The sequence below is a fragment of the Micromonospora sp. NPDC050795 genome (assembly GCF_044456785.1).
In the GTDB taxonomy this organism is placed as follows: Bacteria; Actinomycetota; Actinomycetes; order Mycobacteriales; family Micromonosporaceae; genus Micromonospora.
Window position 1 is genome coordinate 1 of sequence record NZ_JBITGE010000045.1, and the last position, 16,336, is coordinate 16,336.

The following is a 16,336-nucleotide window of genomic DNA, read 5'->3' on the forward strand; positions in this document are numbered from 1 at the left end:
ATGCGGAACCTTCGACAAGCTCCACCTCACCCGGAGGTCCTCACCCATTTCAAGATCTACGCCCCGTCACCAACGTCCATGGACAGAACACCTAGGGCCTGTTTCATAAGGGCGGTCGAGCCCGGGCGGCAGACGACGCTGGTCCCGGTCGACGAACGACCGGGACCAGCGGGTGGTGCGCTCAGGAGGCGGCGATGCCCTCCATGCCGATGCCGTCGGTGAACTTCGGCAGACCCTCCACAGTGGTGACGAGATTCAGGGACCCGTCCTCGTGCACCTTGTAGCCCTGCACGTTGCCAGCGGTGGCGTTCTGCACGTACAGGAAGCCGTCGCTGGTGGTCATGTCGATCGACCCGCCGTTGGTGTCGGCGGCGACGTTCTTGACGAGTTCGAGCTTGCCGTCGTCGTCGACCCGGTAGGAGCTGATGGTGGAGCTGCCGGCGTTGGCGACGAAGAAGTAGTCGCCGACACGCTGGATCCAGCACGGCGCCTGCTGCCCGTTGGGCACCGACGGGCCGACCTGGTCGAGCGCGCCGTCGTCCTCCAGCTCGAACCGGCTGACCGCGTTTGCGCCCGACTCGGTGACCAGCAACGAGTCATCGGTGTCGAAGGTGAAGCCGAACGGGGTGTTCCCCGCGTCGCTGATCACGGGGTCACGGGACAGCTTCCCGCCGCGGCCGATCTCGTAGCTGAACATGACGTTCGCGTTCTTGGTGGACACCAGGACGAACTCGCCGTCCGGGTCGATCTTGACCTGGGCCGGGGCGGAAGCGAACGCGGGCGGGTTGCCGTTGTGCAGCCCGAGCGACCGGTTGGCGTCCTCGATCCGGGACAGACGCCCCTTGTGCAGCTCGAAGCCCTGCACCGAGCCCTCGCCGCCGGCGTTGAGGACGTAGACGAGGTCGCCACGGACCGCGACGCTGACCGGCAGCAGACCGCCGGACCAGATGACCTGGAGCTTGTGCAGCCTGGTGCCCTCGACGCGGAAGACCGTCACGGTGTTGCTGCCGGCGTTCACGGCGAACAGCAGTCCGCGGTGGTAGATCAGGGAGCCCTGCGAGGCCAGCGCGTCGAGCGGCGCGCCGATGGTGAAGCCGCCCAGCCCTCCGGTCTCGTACTCGCCCGCCTTGGTGAGACGGCCGTCTTCGTCGCGGTCGTACACCTTGATGGTGTTGCCTTCGGCCTTGTTGGTCTGGACGAAGACAGCGCCCTCGTCGCCGTCGTGGTGATCACCCCCCTTGCGGTCGTCGTGGTACCCGGGGCCACCGCCATCGGCGAAGGCGGTCCCGGGGATCGATCCGATGCTGGTCAGACCTGCGAGGAGGGCTGCCGCGAGCGCGACACTGCGCTTCATCACTGACTCCTTATGCACCCGAAGGGAGGAATACGAGTTTTCCTCTCCTTCGAAAGCTATCGGAGCAGCTAGGCAGGTTGGTCGTAGTTACCCTAAAGGGGTAATTTCATGCCAATATGAGAAATGCCCAGACGAACGGGCGACTGTGGCGCTGCTCCGCCACAGCGCACCGAATGCTCGGTCCGACGGTGATGGCGTGTCAGAACCACCGGATGGGATGCTGCACTGGTGATTCGCCGACACGCCGTCTGGCTCGGTCTGGCGATCGGGCTGCTCACCGGCTGCTCCGAGCCGCCGTACCCGCTCCCCGACCGGGACGCGGCTGAGGTGCAGGCCGAGGAGGCGCGTCTCGCGACGCTCCTCCCCGCCGAGTTGCTGGGCGGACCAGGCACCTGCGAGGTTCGGCTGCTGGGGCGAGACGGTTCCTCGTCGTTCGCCTGGGCGCACTGCGAAGCAGCACCGGGGGCCGGGATCGGTTCCGGAGTCTCCGTACCGGTGCGGGTGGACGGCGATCGCGTCACGCAGCCCGGCGATGGGAGCGAATACTCCGCGAGCGTGCGTCGCATGTTCCCGGAGCGGTTGGCGGAAACGGTCCTCGACGACGACACCGACGTGCGGCCCTGACGGATTCGGGCGACAACACCATCGCTGAGGCCAGACGCGGCGAGGTCCGGGGTCAGCGCGGGTCGGGCCACCACGGTTCGAGGAGGGTGGGGTCGGCGACATACTGCCCCGCCTGTGTCCGCTGTTCCGGAGTCAGCGACAGCGCCTGGAGTCGGGCGCCCCACTCGGCCACCCGGTCGGCCTTGTCCAGGGCGGTGGCCAACTCGATCAGGCCGGCCAGCGCCATCGCCTGCTCGACCACCGGGGCGTCCTCGGCGCGACGGCGCATCCCCGAGTCGAGCGCTCGGTAGGCCGCCCGGTCGTCCATCTTGAACTCGCGCAGGATCCGCGCGTTGTCGAGCACCCGGGCCAGCCCGTCGACCTCCTTCGACCCGCCGTACTCCACGTCCTTCGGTTCGTCGCGCTGAATGAAGACGATGGAGTTGCCCGACGGATCGACGATGCTGAACCGTGACGACCCGGCGCGGTAGCGGGTCATCCGAGGCCGGCCCTTGAACAGCACCTTGCCGTAGCTGCGGCGCATCGCCTCGGCGAACGCCGCGTGGTACGGCCCCACCGCGTCCACCATCACCAGGCATCCGCCGGACTGCTCCTTCGCCGGGTCGAGATCCTTCGGTGCCGGCCCGTAGTGCAGGTCGAACCCGCTCCACCGAAACGCCAGGTACACGTACGGCCTGGTCTGCTCGTAGGTCACCTCGAACCCGAGCGCCCGCCAGAACGCCAGGGTCTCCTCCGGGGCTGGGCAGTGCAGCAGCGGCACTGTGGTCTCGTTCGGCTGGACACGGTCCTCGTTGGTCGTCATCGTCACTCCCGGTCCCGTCGGTTGGCCGGCCATTGTGCCAGTACCACCGAGCGGCTTCGACGGGTTTCGTCTCCTACCAGGGGAGGAGGACCGCTCCGACCACCGGCCGCAACCGGGGCTCGAGGTCGGACGCGATCGACGTACGCGGCCACGAACATCTACAGACATGACAACAGTTCTGCGCCGGGCGACGCGCTGGAACCGCCCACTGATGTTCCTGGTATCCGTGATGGCGGTGCTCGGCGTCGTCGCCGTCGTCGGCATCCTGGTCGACCCGCGCGTCCTCACCGGGGCGCCGATCTGGCTCAAGCCGTTCAAGTTCGCGGTGTCGTTCGTGCTGTACGGCGCGACGCTCGCCTGGATGCTCTCCCTGCTGCCGCGACGCAGCCGGGCCGTCGAGAGAGCGGTCGTCGTCATCATCGCGGTGGCCGTCGTCGAGAACGCGTGGATAGTCGGGCAGGTGATACGCGGGCAGACCAGCCACTACAACGCCACCACTCCTCTGAACACCGTGTTGGTCGCGTCGATGGGCGCGGCGATCATGGTGCTGTTCTTCGCGCACCTCGTCATCGCGATCGTGGTCCTGATCCAGCGGATCCCCGACAGGGTCGCCGCGACCGCCGTCGGGTGGGGGCTCGGCCTGTCCCTGCTGGGCATGCTCGCGGCGGTGCCGATGGTGCTGCCGATGCAGGACCCGGGGATCGAGGGGATCGGCGGGGCGCACAGCGTCGGGGTGCCCGACGGTGGGCCGGGGTTGCCCATCGTCGGCTGGAGCACCACCGGCGGTGACCTGCGGATCGGGCACTTCGTGGGGCTGCACGCCCTCCAGGCGCTGCCGATCCTGGCGATCCTGCTGACCCGGTTCGCCACGCGGTGGGACGAGCGCACAAGGGCCCGGCTGCTGGTCGTCGCGGGTGGCGCGTACGGCGTACTCACCGTGCTGTTGACCTGGCAGGCCCTGCGCGAACAGCCGCTGCTGCGGCCGGACGCCGCCACGCTCGCCGCGGTCGCGGCCCTGGCGGTCGCGACGGCGACCGCGACCGGCCTGGTGCTGGCCCGCCGACGTCGCCCGGAACTGGCGCTGGCCGCGTGACCGCGACGCTGTTCTCTCTCACGTTCGCGGTGGCCGCGCCGTTCTGGGCACTGATGATCCTGCTGCCCCGCTGGTCGTGGACCGCCCGGATCATCGCCTCGCCGCTGATCGTGCTGCCGGTCGTGGTGATCTACGCGCTGCTGGTGCTCCCGGCGTTCGGCGAGGTGCTGCCGGCCGTGGCGTCGCCGACCCTGGCCGGGGTACGGGACCTGCTCGGCACCTCCGACGGTGCGGCGGCGGGCTGGGCGCACATGATCGCGTTCGATCTGTTCGTCGGGCGGTGGGCGTGGTTGGACAGCCGGGAACGGGGGGTGCCGGCACTGGTGATGGCTCCGGTGCTGGTGCTGACCATCCTGCTTGGACCGCTCGGTTTGGCCGCGTACCTCGCGGTCCGGGCCCGGTGGCGGCGGCCGGCGGCCGCCACCGGCTCACAGCACCTAGGCTGATGACCGTGAGCTGGCCGAGGCGACTGTTCGACATGCGGGACGCGCTCGTGCGGATGGCGCTGCTCGACCTCACCGGGGTGTGCTATCTGCTCTTCGTCCCGCACTCGGCCAGCACGCCCACGGCGACACAGTGGATCCTGGCGGTGCTCGCGTTCACCGTGGGGCTGGCGGTGCACCGTTGGCCGGTCGTCAACCTGCTGACGCAGGCCGCCCTGCTGGCGGTCGCGATCCGTCTGGTCGACGACTTCACCATCAACCAGGTTGGCGCGAGTTGGGCCCTGCTCGAGATCACCATGCGGGCGCGCCGGCCCCGGACCATCTGGCTGTCCGCCGCGCTGCTGGTGGTGGTGGACCTGACCGACTCGGCCGGCGACCCGGTCGGCCAGGTCACCTCGGGCGTCGTCGGCCTGGCTCTGGAGGTCGGCGTGCCAGTGCTGCTCGGCCTGGTCATACGCACCAACCGGGAGCTGAGTCGGCAGGCCGTGGAGCGGGCCCTGGCCGAGCAGCGCCAGCACGAGTCGGAGAGCCGCGCGGCGCGCGCCGACGAGCGCAGCGCCATCGCCCGCGAGCTGCACGACGTCGTGGCGCACCACGTGGCGTCGATGGTTCTGCGGGTCGGCGTGGCCCGGCACGTGCTCACCGACCTGGACCCCCGGGTGGGCGAGGTCTTCGACGACGTGCACGGCACCGGCACCTCGGCCCTCGCGGAGCTGCGCCGGCTGGTCGCGGTGCTGCGCAACCCCGACGGGGTACGCGGCGACGCGGCGCTGACCGCTATCGAACCGTCCGCGCTGCCGGCGGCGATCGGCGCGTCCATGGATCGGGCCCGGCAGGCGGGTGTCATTGTGGAGGCCGACCTCGACCCGGCGATCGGTTCACTCGACGCGGTGCGCGGCATGGCGGTGCTGCGACTCACGCAGGAGGCGCTGACGAACGTGGCCAAGCACGCGGGTGCGTCAGCGATCGCGCATCTCGTGGTCGCCGTCCGGGACGGCTCCGTGCACTGGGAGGTCACCGACAACGGGCGCGGCGGGGGGCCGGCGGGCGTGCCGGCCGGTGGCGGGCACGGCATCACCGGGATGCGCGAGCGTGTCGAGGTCCTCGGTGGCCGGCTGGAGGCGGGCCGGACCGGCGCCGGGTGGCGGGTGCGTACCGTCCTTCCGGCGGTGACCGCCGCGTCCACCGACGCGCCGGTCGGGTCGGTGCCCCGCGAGCGGGAGGCCCCGGCCGGGTCGCCCGCGCCGGAGCCGGCGTGATCCGGGTGCTGCTGGTCGACGACCAGCACCTCATCCGGGCCGGGCTGCGCATGCTCTGCGACGCTCAACCCGACATCGAGGTCGTCGGGGAGGCCGACAACGGCCGCGAGGCGATCCCGCTGGCCGGGCGGCTCCTTCCCGACGTCGTCGTGATGGACCTGCGGATGCCCGGTGTCGACGGGATCACCGCGACCAGCCGAATCCTCGCCGAACGCCCCGCCACCCGCGTCCTGGTGCTGACCACGTTCGGCGACGACGACCATCTCTACCCGGCGCTGACCGCCGGAGCGTGCGGGTTCCTACTCAAGGACGCGCCCCCGACCGAGTTGCTGGACGGCATCCGCCGGGCCGCCGTCGGTGACAGCCCGTTCAGCCCCGAGGTGCTGCGCCGCCTCGTGCAGCGCGCGGTACACGCCCGCCCGGGGTCACCACCGGTGCTGCCGGGCCTGACCGCCCGGGAACGGGATGTGCTCGACCTGGTCGCCGAGGGACTGTCCAACACCGAGATCGCCGACCAGCTCCACATCGGTGTCACCACGGTCAAGACCCACATCACCAGCCTGATGACCAAGACCGGCAGCCCCAACCGGGTACGCCTGGCCCTGTTCGCTCGCGGCGTCTGACGCTCACGCCCGCATCCGCGCGGACACGGCGATGACGAGCACCAGCGGCACGATCAGCAGGGCCGGGGCGACGACCGGCAGGTGCAGGGCGACAAGGGCGCCGACCGCCGCGCCGACCATGAGGGCCAGCAGCACCTGGGCCTTGGGACGCAGGCTGGTCCACGGGCTGCGCGCGGCGACCCCGGCGATCAGGCTGGTGAGCGTGCCGGTCAGGTACGTGGAGGACAGGCCGGACACCCCGAAGCGTTGGATCGCACTGCTCTGCACGCCCAGCGCGACAGCGGACAGCATCAGCAGCGCCAGGTGGACACCCGCGTCGGGGGTGTGCAGGGTGACCTCCCAGACGACGGCGAACACCACGAACACCGACAGCTCCAGAACCAGCGCCCAGGTGACCCGCCGGGGCCAGACCGGATCGTCGGGCTGCGCCGAGCCGACGACGCGGGCGCCGGCGAGGACACCGACGATGAAGCTGACGATGGCGCAGCCCGACGTCAGAGCCAGGTCGGCTTCACCTCTGCCGGCCGAGAGCCCGAGCAGGACCATGTTGCCGGTCATCACGCTGGCGAAGGCGCCGCCGAGGGCGAGGAAGCCGAGAGCGTCGGCGCTCCCGGTGAGGAAGGTGAGGACGACGACGAGCGCGTGCCGTCGCCGCAGCAGGCGCGCGTCCCGGGGCGGGGTGACGTGGGGGCGGGTGACGCGGGGCGCTGTGCTCGACACTGTCGGCCGCCTTCCGGTAATTGTTCTTCGTATACACTTTGTGCGGACACGTTCACGGAGAGGCGACCAGGTGGCTGAAGACCTACGGGACAAGCTCGGCGCGCAACACCTGCCGCTCCGCGATCAGGTCCTCGCCGCGCTGCGGACCGCCATCATCGACGGCGACTACCTGCCCGGGGAACGGCTGACCGAGGACCGTCTCGCCGAGGACTTCGGCGTCTCCCGCAACCCCGTCCGGGAGGCGCTGCGCGTCGCCGAGGCCGAGGGGTTCGTCGTGATCCTCCCCCGCCGGGGAGCGGTCGTCGCCTCACCGAGCAGCGGGACCATCACCGACATGTTCGCCGTGCGCGAGCGACTTGAAGCTTTGGCCGCCCGGCTGGCCGCCGAGCGGGCCACCGCGGCCGACGTGGCGTCCCTGCGCGCCCTGCTCGACCAGGGCCGCGAGGCGACGCAGCGCCACGACCTGGCCCGGGTCGCCGAGCTGAACAGCACGCTGCACCTGCGCATCCTCCAGATCAGCGGAAACCCCTGGCTGTCGTCGATCGCCAAGTCGCTCTACCTCCATGTCCAGTGGGTCTTCCGGCTCGGGGCGGCCGAACGCGCGCCACACTCGTGGGCCGAGCACATCCAACTCGTCGACGCCATCGAGTCGGGCGACGGTGACCGCGCCGAGCGGGCCGCGCTCGACCACCTCGAAGCGGCATCCGCCGCCGCGTACGAGAACGCCGAAGGCGGCTACGGCACCCGCTGAGGGGCACGCGGCTGCGGCACCCGCTACCGGCCGCACGCGTAGCCCTGCATCCCCCGCGGGTTCGCACCGGCCGCCAGCACTCCCGTCGCCGGGTCACGGGTCACCGCGCAGAGCCGACCGAGGCTCCACCCGTCGGTGACCCACACCTCGTGCCCGTACGCCCGCAGCGCCGCCAGCACACCCTCGTCGAGCCGGTCCTCCACCACCAGGACACCGGGCTCCATGTCGCGGGGATAGAACGAGCCGGGCAGGCTGACGGTGTGCCACGCCGGCGCGTCGATGGCCTCCTGAAGGCTCTGCCCACCGACGAGGTGCCGCAGCAGGAACGGCAACTGCCACTGGTCCTGCTGGTCGCCACCGGGGGTGCCGCAGGCCAGCACCGGCTCACCGTCGCGGTGCACCATCGTCGGGCTCAACGTCGTACGCGGGCGGCGGCCCGGGGCCAGTGAGGAGGCGAGCCCCTCCTCCAGCCAGAACATCTGCAACCTGCTGCCCAGCGGAAAGCCCAGCTCCGGAATCGTCGGCGAACTCTGCAACCAGCCGCCGCTGGGGGTAGCGGAGATCATGTTGCCCCACCGGTCGACCACGTCCACGTGACAGGTGTCGCCCCGGGTCACCCCGTCCGACTGCACCGTCGGCTCTCCCGTTGTGGCATCGGTCGGCCCGGCAGGTCGAGCGGCACCGGGTCGGACGTGGGCTGGCAGGCGCGGCTGCGCCCCGTCCGGACGCCCCGGCCGCAACTCCGCCGACGCGCGATCGCCGATCAGGGCTGCCCGCTCCCGCGCGTACTGCGGTGAGAGCAGCGCCTTGGCGGGCACGTCGGCCCCGTCGCCGTACCAGGCCTCCCGGTCGGCGAAGGCGAGCTTGAGCGCCTCGACCTGGGCGTGCACACCTGCGGCGGTCGCCGGGTCGTACGCGCCCGGGTCGCCGAGCGCGTCCAGGATGGCCAGCGACTCCAGCAGCACCGGGCCCTGGCCCCAGAAACCGGTCTTCGCCACCTGGTAGCCCTGCCAGTCGAGGGTGGCGGGTGGCTCCCAGCTCGCCGAGTACGCGGCCAGGTCGTCGCCGGTGACCAGCCCGGCGTGTGGGCGTCCGCTGGAGTCCTGGAACGGTCGCCGGCTGAACGCGTCGATCGCCTCAGCGACGAAACCCGTGCTCCAGGCCCGGCGGGCGGCCTCGATCTGGGCTTCCCGGTCGGCACCGGCCGCCCGTCCCGCCTCGACGAGTCGGCGCAGGGTGTCCGCGTACGCCGGGTTGGTGACCAGCTCCCCCGCGGCCGGCGGTCGGCCGCCGCGCAGCCAGAGCGCGGCGGAGGTGGGCCAGTGTTCCTCGAACAACGACCGGACGGCCGCCACTGTGTCGCCGACCCGGCCCACCAGCGGGTGCCCGCCGCCGGCGTAGCCGATCGCCGGCTCCAGCACCTCGGCGAGGGTGAGCGTGCCGTGCTCGCGCAGCAGCAGGAGCCAGGCGTCCACCGCACCGGGTACTGCCGCCGCGAGCGGCCCGGCGCCCGGGATGAGGTCCATGCCGAGGGACCGGAAGTGCGCGATGGTGGCGCCGGCCGGGGCGGGCCCCTGCCCGCACAGCACCTTCGGTCGGGGGTCCCGTGCGGTGGCCACGATGGCCGGCACCTCGCCACCGGGCCCGTTCAGGTGCGGCTCCACGACGTGCAGGACGAACCCGGCGGTGACCGCCGCGTCGAAGGCGTTGCCCCCGCGTTCCAGGATGCCCATCGCCGACTGGCTGGCGAGCCAGTGGGTGGAGGACACCATGCCGAAGGTGCCCTGCAACGTGGGTCGGGTGGTGAACGTCATGACAGCACCTCACTGGGATCTGCGGTACGAACGTCGGGACCGGTCCCGTCCGGCCGGACCAGGTGGCACGCGGCCATGCCGTCGTCGATGGCTGTCTGCGCCGGCACCTCCGTCGCGCACCTGTCGAAGGCGAGCGGGCACCGGGTCCGGAACCGGCAGCCGGACGGCGGGTCGAGCGCGGACGGCAGGTCGTCGCCGAGCAGCACCGGCTGACGGTGGCGCTGACGCACCGGGTCGGCCACCGGCGCGGCGGAGAGAAGCGCCTGCGTGTACGGGTGTGCGGGCCGGGCGAAGATCCGCTCGCGGCTGCCGGTCTCGACGAGTTGACCCAGGTACATGACAGCGATGTCGTCGGCCAGGTATTCGACAGCGGAGAGGTCGTGGGTGATGAAGAGGCAGGCGAACCCGATGTCGCGTTGCAGGTCGGCGAGGAGGTTGAGCACCGACGCCTGCACTGACACGTCGAGCGCGCTGGTGGGTTCGTCCGCGATGAGCAGCATGGGCTCGGAGATCAGGGCCCGCGCGATGCTGACCCGTTGGCGTTGCCCACCGGACAGTTCGTGCGGATAGCGACGGGCCACCTCGGCGCGCAGGCCCACCCGTTCGAGTTGGGGGGCGACGCGGGCGTCCCGGTCGCGCCGGGAGATCCGCATGCCGGCCAGCCGCAGCGGTTCGGCCACGATCTCGCCCACCAGCATGCGCGGGTCCAGTGACGCGGCCGGGTCCTGGAAGACGATCGACACCGCGCCGCGATGAGGACGCAGTCGCCGTCGGGACAGGTGGGTGACGTCGGTGCCCGCGATCCGGACCGTTCCCGCTGTCGGTTCGACGAGCCGCACCACGCATCGGCCCACTGTCGACTTCCCGGAGCCGCTCTCCCCCACCAGGGCCGTGACCCGGCCCCGCGGGATGGTCAGGGACACGCCGTCCACGGCACGCACCGGGCCGAAGTGCATCACCAGGTCCGCTATCTCCAGGGCTTTCGGCTGCGGCGTCATCGGTTCGCCTCCTGAGGGGCCATCTCGCAGGGGTGCCAGCAGGCCGCGACATGGTCGGTGCCACCGACATCCTCCAACGGCGGGGCGGCCGCCCGGCACCGCTCGTCGGCGGCCGGGCAGCGATCCGCGAAGGTACAGGCGTCGGGTTGGCTGGCCAGCACGGGCACCAGCCCGGGGATCTCGGTCAACCGGTCGGTGCCGGCGTGCCGGCCCGGCTGCGGTGACGCGGACAGGAGCCCGGCCGTGTACCGGTGCCGGGGGTGGGCGAACAGGTCGTCCACCGGCGCCCGTTCCACCACCCGTCCCGCGTACATGACGACGACGCGGTCCGCGATGTCGGCGATCACGCCGAGGTCGTGGGTGATGATGAGGACGCTCGTGCCGAGCCGGTCGCGCAGGTCCCGCAGCACCTGGAGGATGCCGGCCTGGACGGTGACGTCCAGCGCGGTGGTCGGCTCGTCGGCCACCAGCACCTTCGGGCCGCAGGCCACCGCCATCGCGATCATCACGCGCTGCCGCATGCCGCCGGAGAGTTGGTGCGGGTAGCTGTCGACCCGCTGGGCGGCGGACGGGATACCGACGAGCGTCAACAGCTCGACGGCGCGGGCCCGTGCCGCCCGTCGGGACATCCGCTCGTGGACCTGGAGCACCTCCCCGATCTGCCGCCCCACGGTGAGCACCGGGTTCAACGACGTCATCGGTTCCTGGAAGATGTAGGCGATCTCTCGGCCACGGACCCGACGCAGGGCAGACTCGCGGGCGCCGACCAGCTGGGTGCCGTCCAGGCGCACCGACCCGGTGACCCGGGCGCTGCCCGGGAGCAGCCCGGCGAGGCTCATCGCGGTGACGCTCTTTCCGCACCCCGACTCGCCCACCATCCCGACGATCTCCCCGGCGGCGAGGTCCAGGCTGACCCCGTCGACCGCCGAGACGGTGCCGGTCTCGGTCGGGAACGACACCGACAGGTCGCGGATCTCGAGCACGGGCGCGGGGGCGGTGGTCATCGCCGGTCTCCCTTCGGGTCGAGGGCGTCACGCAGGGCGTCACCGAAGACGTTGAACGCCAGCGCCAGACCCATGATCACCACGCCGGGGAAGACGGCGGCCCACGGTGCGCGGGCGGCGAACTGCTGGGCGGTGGCGAGCATGGTGCCGAGGCTGGGCGCCGGGGGTTGGATGCCGAGACCGAGGAAGGACAGCACCGCCTCGCCGAGGATCGCGGCCGGGATGGCGACGGTGGCCTGCACCAGGATCACCGAGGTCGCGTTCGGCAGGATGTGCCGGGCCAGCACCCACAGGTCGCTCGCGCCGTCCACGACGGCCGCCGCGACGAAGTCCAGCGACTTGAGGCGCAGCGTGTCCGAGCGGACGACCCGGATCACGCCGGGGATCTGGGCGATGCCGATGGCCACCGCGGCGTTGCCGAGGCTGGCGCCCCGGATGGCCGCCAACCCCACCGCCATGATCAGAAACGGAAACGCCAGCAGCAGGTCGGTGAAGCGCGAGATCACCGCGTCCCAGGCCCGGAAGTAGCCGGCGGCGAGCCCGAGCGGCACCCCGATGACCAGCGACGTGGCCACCGCCAGGAGCCCGACCTGCAACGACGCCCGCGCACCGAGCATGATGCGGGAGAGGACGTCCCGACCGAGGTCGTCGGTGCCCAGCAGGTGCCCGGCGGTGCCGGGAGGCGCGAACGTACGGGCGAAGTCGGTCTGGTCAACCGAGTAGGGCGCGAGCCACGGCGAGAGCAGCGCGATGACGCCCGCCAGCGCGAGCACGACGAAGCTCACCACGGCGAGCGGGTTGCGCCGCAGCCGCCGCAGCACCCGCGTACGCCGGGTGATGCTGACGGTGCCGGTCTCCGCGATCGGTACGGTGAGGACGGTCATGCCGGATCTCCCGTCACCCGGATGCGTGGATCGATGACCGAGTAGAGCAGGTCCACGAAGAAATTGATCACGATGTAGGCCGCCGCGGTGAGCAGGACGACGGCTTGGATCACCGGGTAGTCCCGTTGGAACACCGCGTCGATGGTCATCTTGCCGAAGCCCGGCAGCCCGAAGATCTGTTCGGTGACGACCGCGCCCGAGATCAGCCCGCCGAGCTGGAGACCCACGACTGTCACCACCACGATGAGGCTGTTCCGCAGGGCGTGCCGGGTGATGACGGCGCGAGGTCGCACGCCCTTCGCCTTGGCCGTGCGTACGTAGTCGGAGGAGAGCGAGTCGAGCATCGCCGACCGGGTCTGCCGCATGATGATGGCGGCCAGGCCGGTGCCGAGGATCACGGCCGGCAGGACGATGTGGTGCAGGTTGTCCACGGGGTCCTCCAGGATCGGCACGAAGCCGGAGGCGGGGAAGAGCCCGGTCGCCACGGACAGGTAGAGGATCGCCAGCAGGCCCAGCCAGAAGTGCGGCACCGACAGGCCGATCAGGGCCAGGCCGTTGGCCAGCCACTCCGCCGGGCCTCCACGCCGGACCGCAGCGAGCACCCCGGCGCCGACGCCGAGCGCCGCCGCGATGAGGATCGCCAGGACGGACAGTTCGACGGTCACCGGCAGGGCGGTCGTGAGCATCGACGAGACCGGCGTGCCGGTGCGGATCGACACTCCGAAGTCGCCCTGCGCCATGCGCTCCACGTACTGGGCGAACTGCACGGGCAGCGGCTGGTCCAGCCCGTAGTGCCGACGGATGGCCTCCAGGGCCTCCGGCGACCGGTCCTCGCCGGCCAGGGCGAGGGCCGGGTCGCCGGGCAGCGCCCGTACGCCGACGAAGACCACGATCGTCGACAACAGCAGGGTCAGCGCCGACTGCCAGGCGCGGGTGAGCAGATATCGGGCCACGACGGCCTACTTGCCGAAGCCGGCGAAGGCCGCCCGGATCACGCCGTCGGGGTAGACCTGGAGGCCCTGGATCTGCTTGCTGACGGCGGTCAAATTGCGTTGCCGGTAGAGGTAGATCAGGGCGTCGTCCTGCTGGAGCACCGTGACCGCCTGCCCGTACAGCTTCCTGCGCTGCTCGACGTCGCCGGACTGGCGGGCCTGGGTCAGCAGGGAGTCGAGCTGCGGGTTGCTGTAGCCGGCGACGTTCTGGCTGGCGCCGGTGCCGACGAAGTTCGTGATGTTGGCGTCCGGGTCGATCCGGCCGCTCCACCCCAGTTGCAGCAGCTCGAAGTTGCCGCGGTCCTGCTCGTCCAGGAGCGACGAGTACTCCACTGGGTTGATCTTCAGATCGAATCCGCCGTCCTTGACCATGGACTGCAACGCCTGCGCGAGACGCAGCGTGTCGGGCGTGTTCGAGGCGAGCATCGTGACCGCGTACGGCGTCTGCACGCCGGCCTCGGCCAGCAACTGCTTGGCCTTGGCGGGGTCGTGCGCCGGGCAGGTCTGCGCCTCGGGGGACGAGAACGTGCTCGCGGGCGAGATCGGGGAGCAGGCGGCGGCGTGCAGACCGTTGAAGACCGCGTCGACCAGGGCCTTGCGGTCGATGGCGTGCTCGAAGGCCTGCCGCACCTTGGCGTTCTGGGCGAGGGGGCGGTTGATGGGCTTGGCCGCGGTGCCGACGCCGTCGACGTTGCCGATGTTGATGGTCAGGCCCTGGTAGCCGAGGGACTGCGACTGGAGGACGGAGACCGCCGGGTCCTGCCGGAGCGCGGCGACGTCCTGGGTGGAGATCGAGTCGGCGACCTGCGCGTCGCCGGAGCGCAGGTTGGCGGCGCGGATGCTGGCGTCGGTGAGGATCCGCCACGAGATGGTGTCCAGGTGCACCTTGCTCGCGTCGTAGTAGTTCGGGTCCCGCACCACCTCGATGGAGTTCTGCGGCACCCGCTTGGCGAACTTGAAGGGGCCGACGCAGACCGGAGCGGAGGCGAAGTCGTCACCCTTGGCCCGCAGCGCCTGAGCACTCATGATCATGCCGGCCCGGTCGGCGAGGGCCCCGAGCAGCGGCGCGAACGGCTGCTTCAGCCGAAGAACGACGGTCTGCGCGTCCGGGGTGTCGACGCCGTCGATGGGGCCGAGTTCGCTCTTGCGCGCTGACCGGGCATTGGTGAGGTGGCGTTGCAGGGTGGCCTTCACCGCGGCCGAGTCGAACGCCGTGCCGTCCGCGAAGCGCACGCCGGGCCGCAGCGGAATGGTCACCGTCCGGCCGTCACCGCTCGTGGTGGGCAGGGCCGTCGCGAGCTGCGGTACGACCTGCGCCTGCTCGTTGACGTCGTAGAGCTTCTGGCACATGGCTTGGAAGACGTAGCGGGAGTAGAGGCTTCTCGACAGCGTCGGGTCCAGCGCGTCGGGCTCGGCGGAGAGGGCGATGACCAGCTTGCCGCCCTGCTTCACGGCGGCGGGGTCGGCGGGCGTACCGAAGGAATCCTGGCCTGCCGACTGGTCGCCGCCGGACGTCTCGCCTTCGTTGTTCGACACCGGCGAGCAGGCGACGACGGTGCAGACGACGGCGGCCGCCGCCACGGCGGCCCGGAGTACCCGGCTGGTTTCGCGGACGGAGAGGTTCGTCATGGAGAGCTCCTCAAGTGGGCGATTCGGGGAGCGTATGTTGTATACGATGACCGCCGCAAGACCTCCGTGAATGGCTGACGAGGCACCCCTGACACCCGGAACAGACCGGCCGGGTATCAGCTCGCGGGCCGGGTCCGGCCGCCCCTGACCAGGCTGAGCAGCACGACCAGCGCGAGCACCGCCACCACCGCGCTGAAGACCTCGCCGGCCGGGCGCAGACCGATCGTCTGGATCAGCAGGCCGACCGCGACCGCCGGCACACCGAGCATGGCGAACAGGATGGCGAAGAAGGTCGACACCGCCTCGGCCCGGTGCTGCGGTTCGGTCTTCATCGTGATCGTCGCGATGCCGTCGCCGACCGCCACCCCGGACGCGACCCCGACGATCGCCGCGCTGATGAGCAACGTGGCCAGCAACGCCATCCACATGCTGAACGCTAGCAGGCCCGCCCCCACCACCAGGCCGGCGCAGGCGCTGGCCAGTGCGGCACGCGAGGACAGCACGCGGGTCAGCAGTTGGCCGAACGCCGCACCGGTGAACGCCACGAAGACCACCAGCGCGGCCAGGGTGTGTGAGGTCTCGTGCAGGACCATGCCGAGGAACAGCCCACTCACCGACGTGAGCACCCCGAGGGCGGCGAAGCCCGCGCCAGCGGTGATCGCCGAGCGGATGAAGGCACCGCGGATGGTGGCCGGCACGTGCAACCGCTGTACCCGCAGGGTCACCGGCGAACGTTCCCGGACCGTCTCCGGCACCCCGCGCAGCGCGATGATCGCGACCACCGCCAGGATCAGCACGATCACCCAGGGCAGCCGAAGCGGATCGGGTGCCACGTCCGACACGATCCCGGACAGCAGGGTGCCGGTGGCGAGGCCACCCAGGTTCGCGAAGATCGACACGGTGGCGGCACGCTTTGGGTGCCGAGGGTCGATCAGCTCAGCCAACGCCGCTGTCGCCGCACCGATGATCAGCGCGGCGGACAACCCGGCGAGGATCCGCCCCACGATGATCATCGCCAGGTCCACGGCGGCGAGGAAGACGGCGTCGGCGGCGACCGAGAGCAGCAGCGCGATGAGGATGACCGGGCGTCGGCCGATCTGGTCGGAGAGTCGACCGAAGACCAGCAGCCCGACGACGACCCCCAGCGCGTACAGCGCGTAGACGACCGTCACGGTCAACGACGAGAAGCCGAACTCCATCTCGTAGAGCGGATAGAGCGGGGTCGGCACTGTGGTGCCCACGAGCGTGATCCAGAAGGCGAACGCGACCCGTACCGCGCCGGACGTGGAACCGGACCGTGTCACTCGTACAGCGTGGGCCTCGATCCTGAGCCGAGGTGCGGTAAC

At 71.1% G+C, this 16,336-nt stretch carries 16 protein-coding genes; 6 read left to right on the forward strand and 10 right to left on the reverse strand.

Annotated elements, in window-relative coordinates:
* Positions 1 to 181: 181 nt before the first annotated feature.
* Entirely contained in the window at positions 182 to 1,354 is a 1,173-nt protein-coding gene (locus ACIBEF_RS28710) for a lactonase family protein (RefSeq protein WP_396796377.1), read from the reverse strand.
* Positions 1,355 to 1,582: 228 nt separating this feature from the next.
* Between ACIBEF_RS28710 and ACIBEF_RS28715 the strand changes: the two genes are divergently transcribed.
* Positions 1,583 to 1,978 (forward strand): hypothetical protein, encoded by a 396-nt coding sequence (locus ACIBEF_RS28715; RefSeq protein WP_396796379.1) that lies wholly within the window; start codon positions 1,583 to 1,585, stop codon positions 1,976 to 1,978.
* Positions 1,979 to 2,030: 52 nt separating this feature from the next.
* Here the strand turns inward: ACIBEF_RS28715 and ACIBEF_RS28720 are convergent, their stop codons facing one another.
* Positions 2,031 to 2,780 carry a glyoxalase gene (locus tag ACIBEF_RS28720; protein WP_396796381.1) on the reverse strand — a complete coding sequence of 250 codons (750 nt, stop codon included), beginning with the start codon at positions 2,778 to 2,780 and terminating at the stop codon, positions 2,031 to 2,033.
* A gap of 166 nt (positions 2,781 to 2,946) precedes the next feature.
* Here ACIBEF_RS28720 and ACIBEF_RS28725 point away from each other — a divergent pair, with 166 nt between their 5' ends.
* Genes ACIBEF_RS28725 through ACIBEF_RS28740 form a run of 4 tightly spaced genes read left to right on the forward strand, consistent with a single transcriptional unit; the run spans position 2,947 to position 6,198 of the window.
* The gene (locus ACIBEF_RS28725) at positions 2,947 to 3,873 is read left to right on the forward strand and encodes a hypothetical protein (RefSeq protein ID WP_396796383.1); all 927 of its coding nucleotides are present in this window, start codon (positions 2,947 to 2,949) and stop codon (positions 3,871 to 3,873) included.
* On the forward strand, positions 3,870 to 4,319 hold the full coding sequence (locus ACIBEF_RS28730; RefSeq protein WP_396796384.1) for an ABA4-like family protein: 450 nt from the start codon (positions 3,870 to 3,872) through the stop codon (positions 4,317 to 4,319). Before ACIBEF_RS28725 ends, ACIBEF_RS28730 begins: the two co-directional genes overlap by 4 nt.
* A 5-nt stretch (positions 4,320 to 4,324) precedes the next feature.
* A complete protein-coding gene (locus ACIBEF_RS28735; RefSeq protein WP_396796386.1) occupies positions 4,325 to 5,575 on the forward strand; it encodes a sensor histidine kinase in 1,251 nt (416 codons plus the stop codon).
* Positions 5,572 to 6,198, forward strand: a complete 627-nt coding sequence (locus ACIBEF_RS28740) for a response regulator (protein ID WP_396796387.1) — start codon at positions 5,572 to 5,574, stop codon at positions 6,196 to 6,198. Before ACIBEF_RS28735 ends, ACIBEF_RS28740 begins: the two co-directional genes overlap by 4 nt.
* A gap of 3 nt (positions 6,199 to 6,201) precedes the next feature.
* Here ACIBEF_RS28740 and ACIBEF_RS28745 read toward each other — a convergent pair whose 3' ends face one another.
* Positions 6,202 to 6,918, reverse strand: a complete 717-nt coding sequence (locus ACIBEF_RS28745; protein ID WP_396796389.1) for a YoaK family protein — start codon at positions 6,916 to 6,918, stop codon at positions 6,202 to 6,204.
* 70 nt (positions 6,919 to 6,988) lie between these two features.
* Here ACIBEF_RS28745 and ACIBEF_RS28750 point away from each other — a divergent pair, with 70 nt between their 5' ends.
* Positions 6,989 to 7,669 (forward strand): GntR family transcriptional regulator, encoded by a 681-nt coding sequence (locus ACIBEF_RS28750; protein ID WP_355006525.1) that lies wholly within the window; start codon positions 6,989 to 6,991, stop codon positions 7,667 to 7,669.
* A 23-nt stretch (positions 7,670 to 7,692) separates the two neighbouring features.
* Here the strand turns inward: ACIBEF_RS28750 and ACIBEF_RS28755 are convergent, their stop codons facing one another.
* From ACIBEF_RS28755 to ACIBEF_RS28785, 7 genes are all read right to left on the reverse strand, one after another.
* Positions 7,693 to 9,483 (reverse strand): gamma-glutamyltransferase family protein, encoded by a 1,791-nt coding sequence (locus ACIBEF_RS28755; RefSeq protein ID WP_396796390.1) that lies wholly within the window; start codon positions 9,481 to 9,483, stop codon positions 7,693 to 7,695.
* Complete coding sequence (locus ACIBEF_RS28760) at positions 9,480 to 10,481, reverse strand: ABC transporter ATP-binding protein (RefSeq protein WP_396796392.1); 1,002 nt, start codon at positions 10,479 to 10,481, stop codon at positions 9,480 to 9,482. The genes ACIBEF_RS28755 and ACIBEF_RS28760 overlap by 4 nt, the downstream gene beginning before the upstream one ends.
* Positions 10,478 to 11,485: an ABC transporter ATP-binding protein gene (locus ACIBEF_RS28765; protein ID WP_396796393.1), complete on the reverse strand. Its 1,008-nt coding sequence runs from the start codon at positions 11,483 to 11,485 to the stop codon at positions 10,478 to 10,480. The genes ACIBEF_RS28760 and ACIBEF_RS28765 overlap by 4 nt, the downstream gene beginning before the upstream one ends.
* Positions 11,482 to 12,369, reverse strand: coding sequence for an ABC transporter permease (locus ACIBEF_RS28770; RefSeq protein WP_357207970.1), 888 nt, complete (start codon positions 12,367 to 12,369; stop codon positions 11,482 to 11,484). Before ACIBEF_RS28770 ends, ACIBEF_RS28765 begins: the two co-directional genes overlap by 4 nt.
* The gene (locus ACIBEF_RS28775) at positions 12,366 to 13,322 is read right to left on the reverse strand and encodes an ABC transporter permease (RefSeq protein WP_396796395.1); all 957 of its coding nucleotides are present in this window, start codon (positions 13,320 to 13,322) and stop codon (positions 12,366 to 12,368) included. The genes ACIBEF_RS28770 and ACIBEF_RS28775 overlap by 4 nt, the downstream gene beginning before the upstream one ends.
* Positions 13,323 to 13,328: 6 nt before the next feature.
* Positions 13,329 to 14,990 (reverse strand): ABC transporter substrate-binding protein, encoded by a 1,662-nt coding sequence (locus tag ACIBEF_RS28780; protein ID WP_396796396.1) that lies wholly within the window; start codon positions 14,988 to 14,990, stop codon positions 13,329 to 13,331.
* Positions 14,991 to 15,106: 116 nt separating this feature from the next.
* Positions 15,107 to 16,294, reverse strand: coding sequence for an MFS transporter (locus tag ACIBEF_RS28785; protein WP_396796397.1), 1,188 nt, complete (start codon positions 16,292 to 16,294; stop codon positions 15,107 to 15,109).
* Between the last annotated feature and the right edge of the window lie 42 nt (positions 16,295 to 16,336).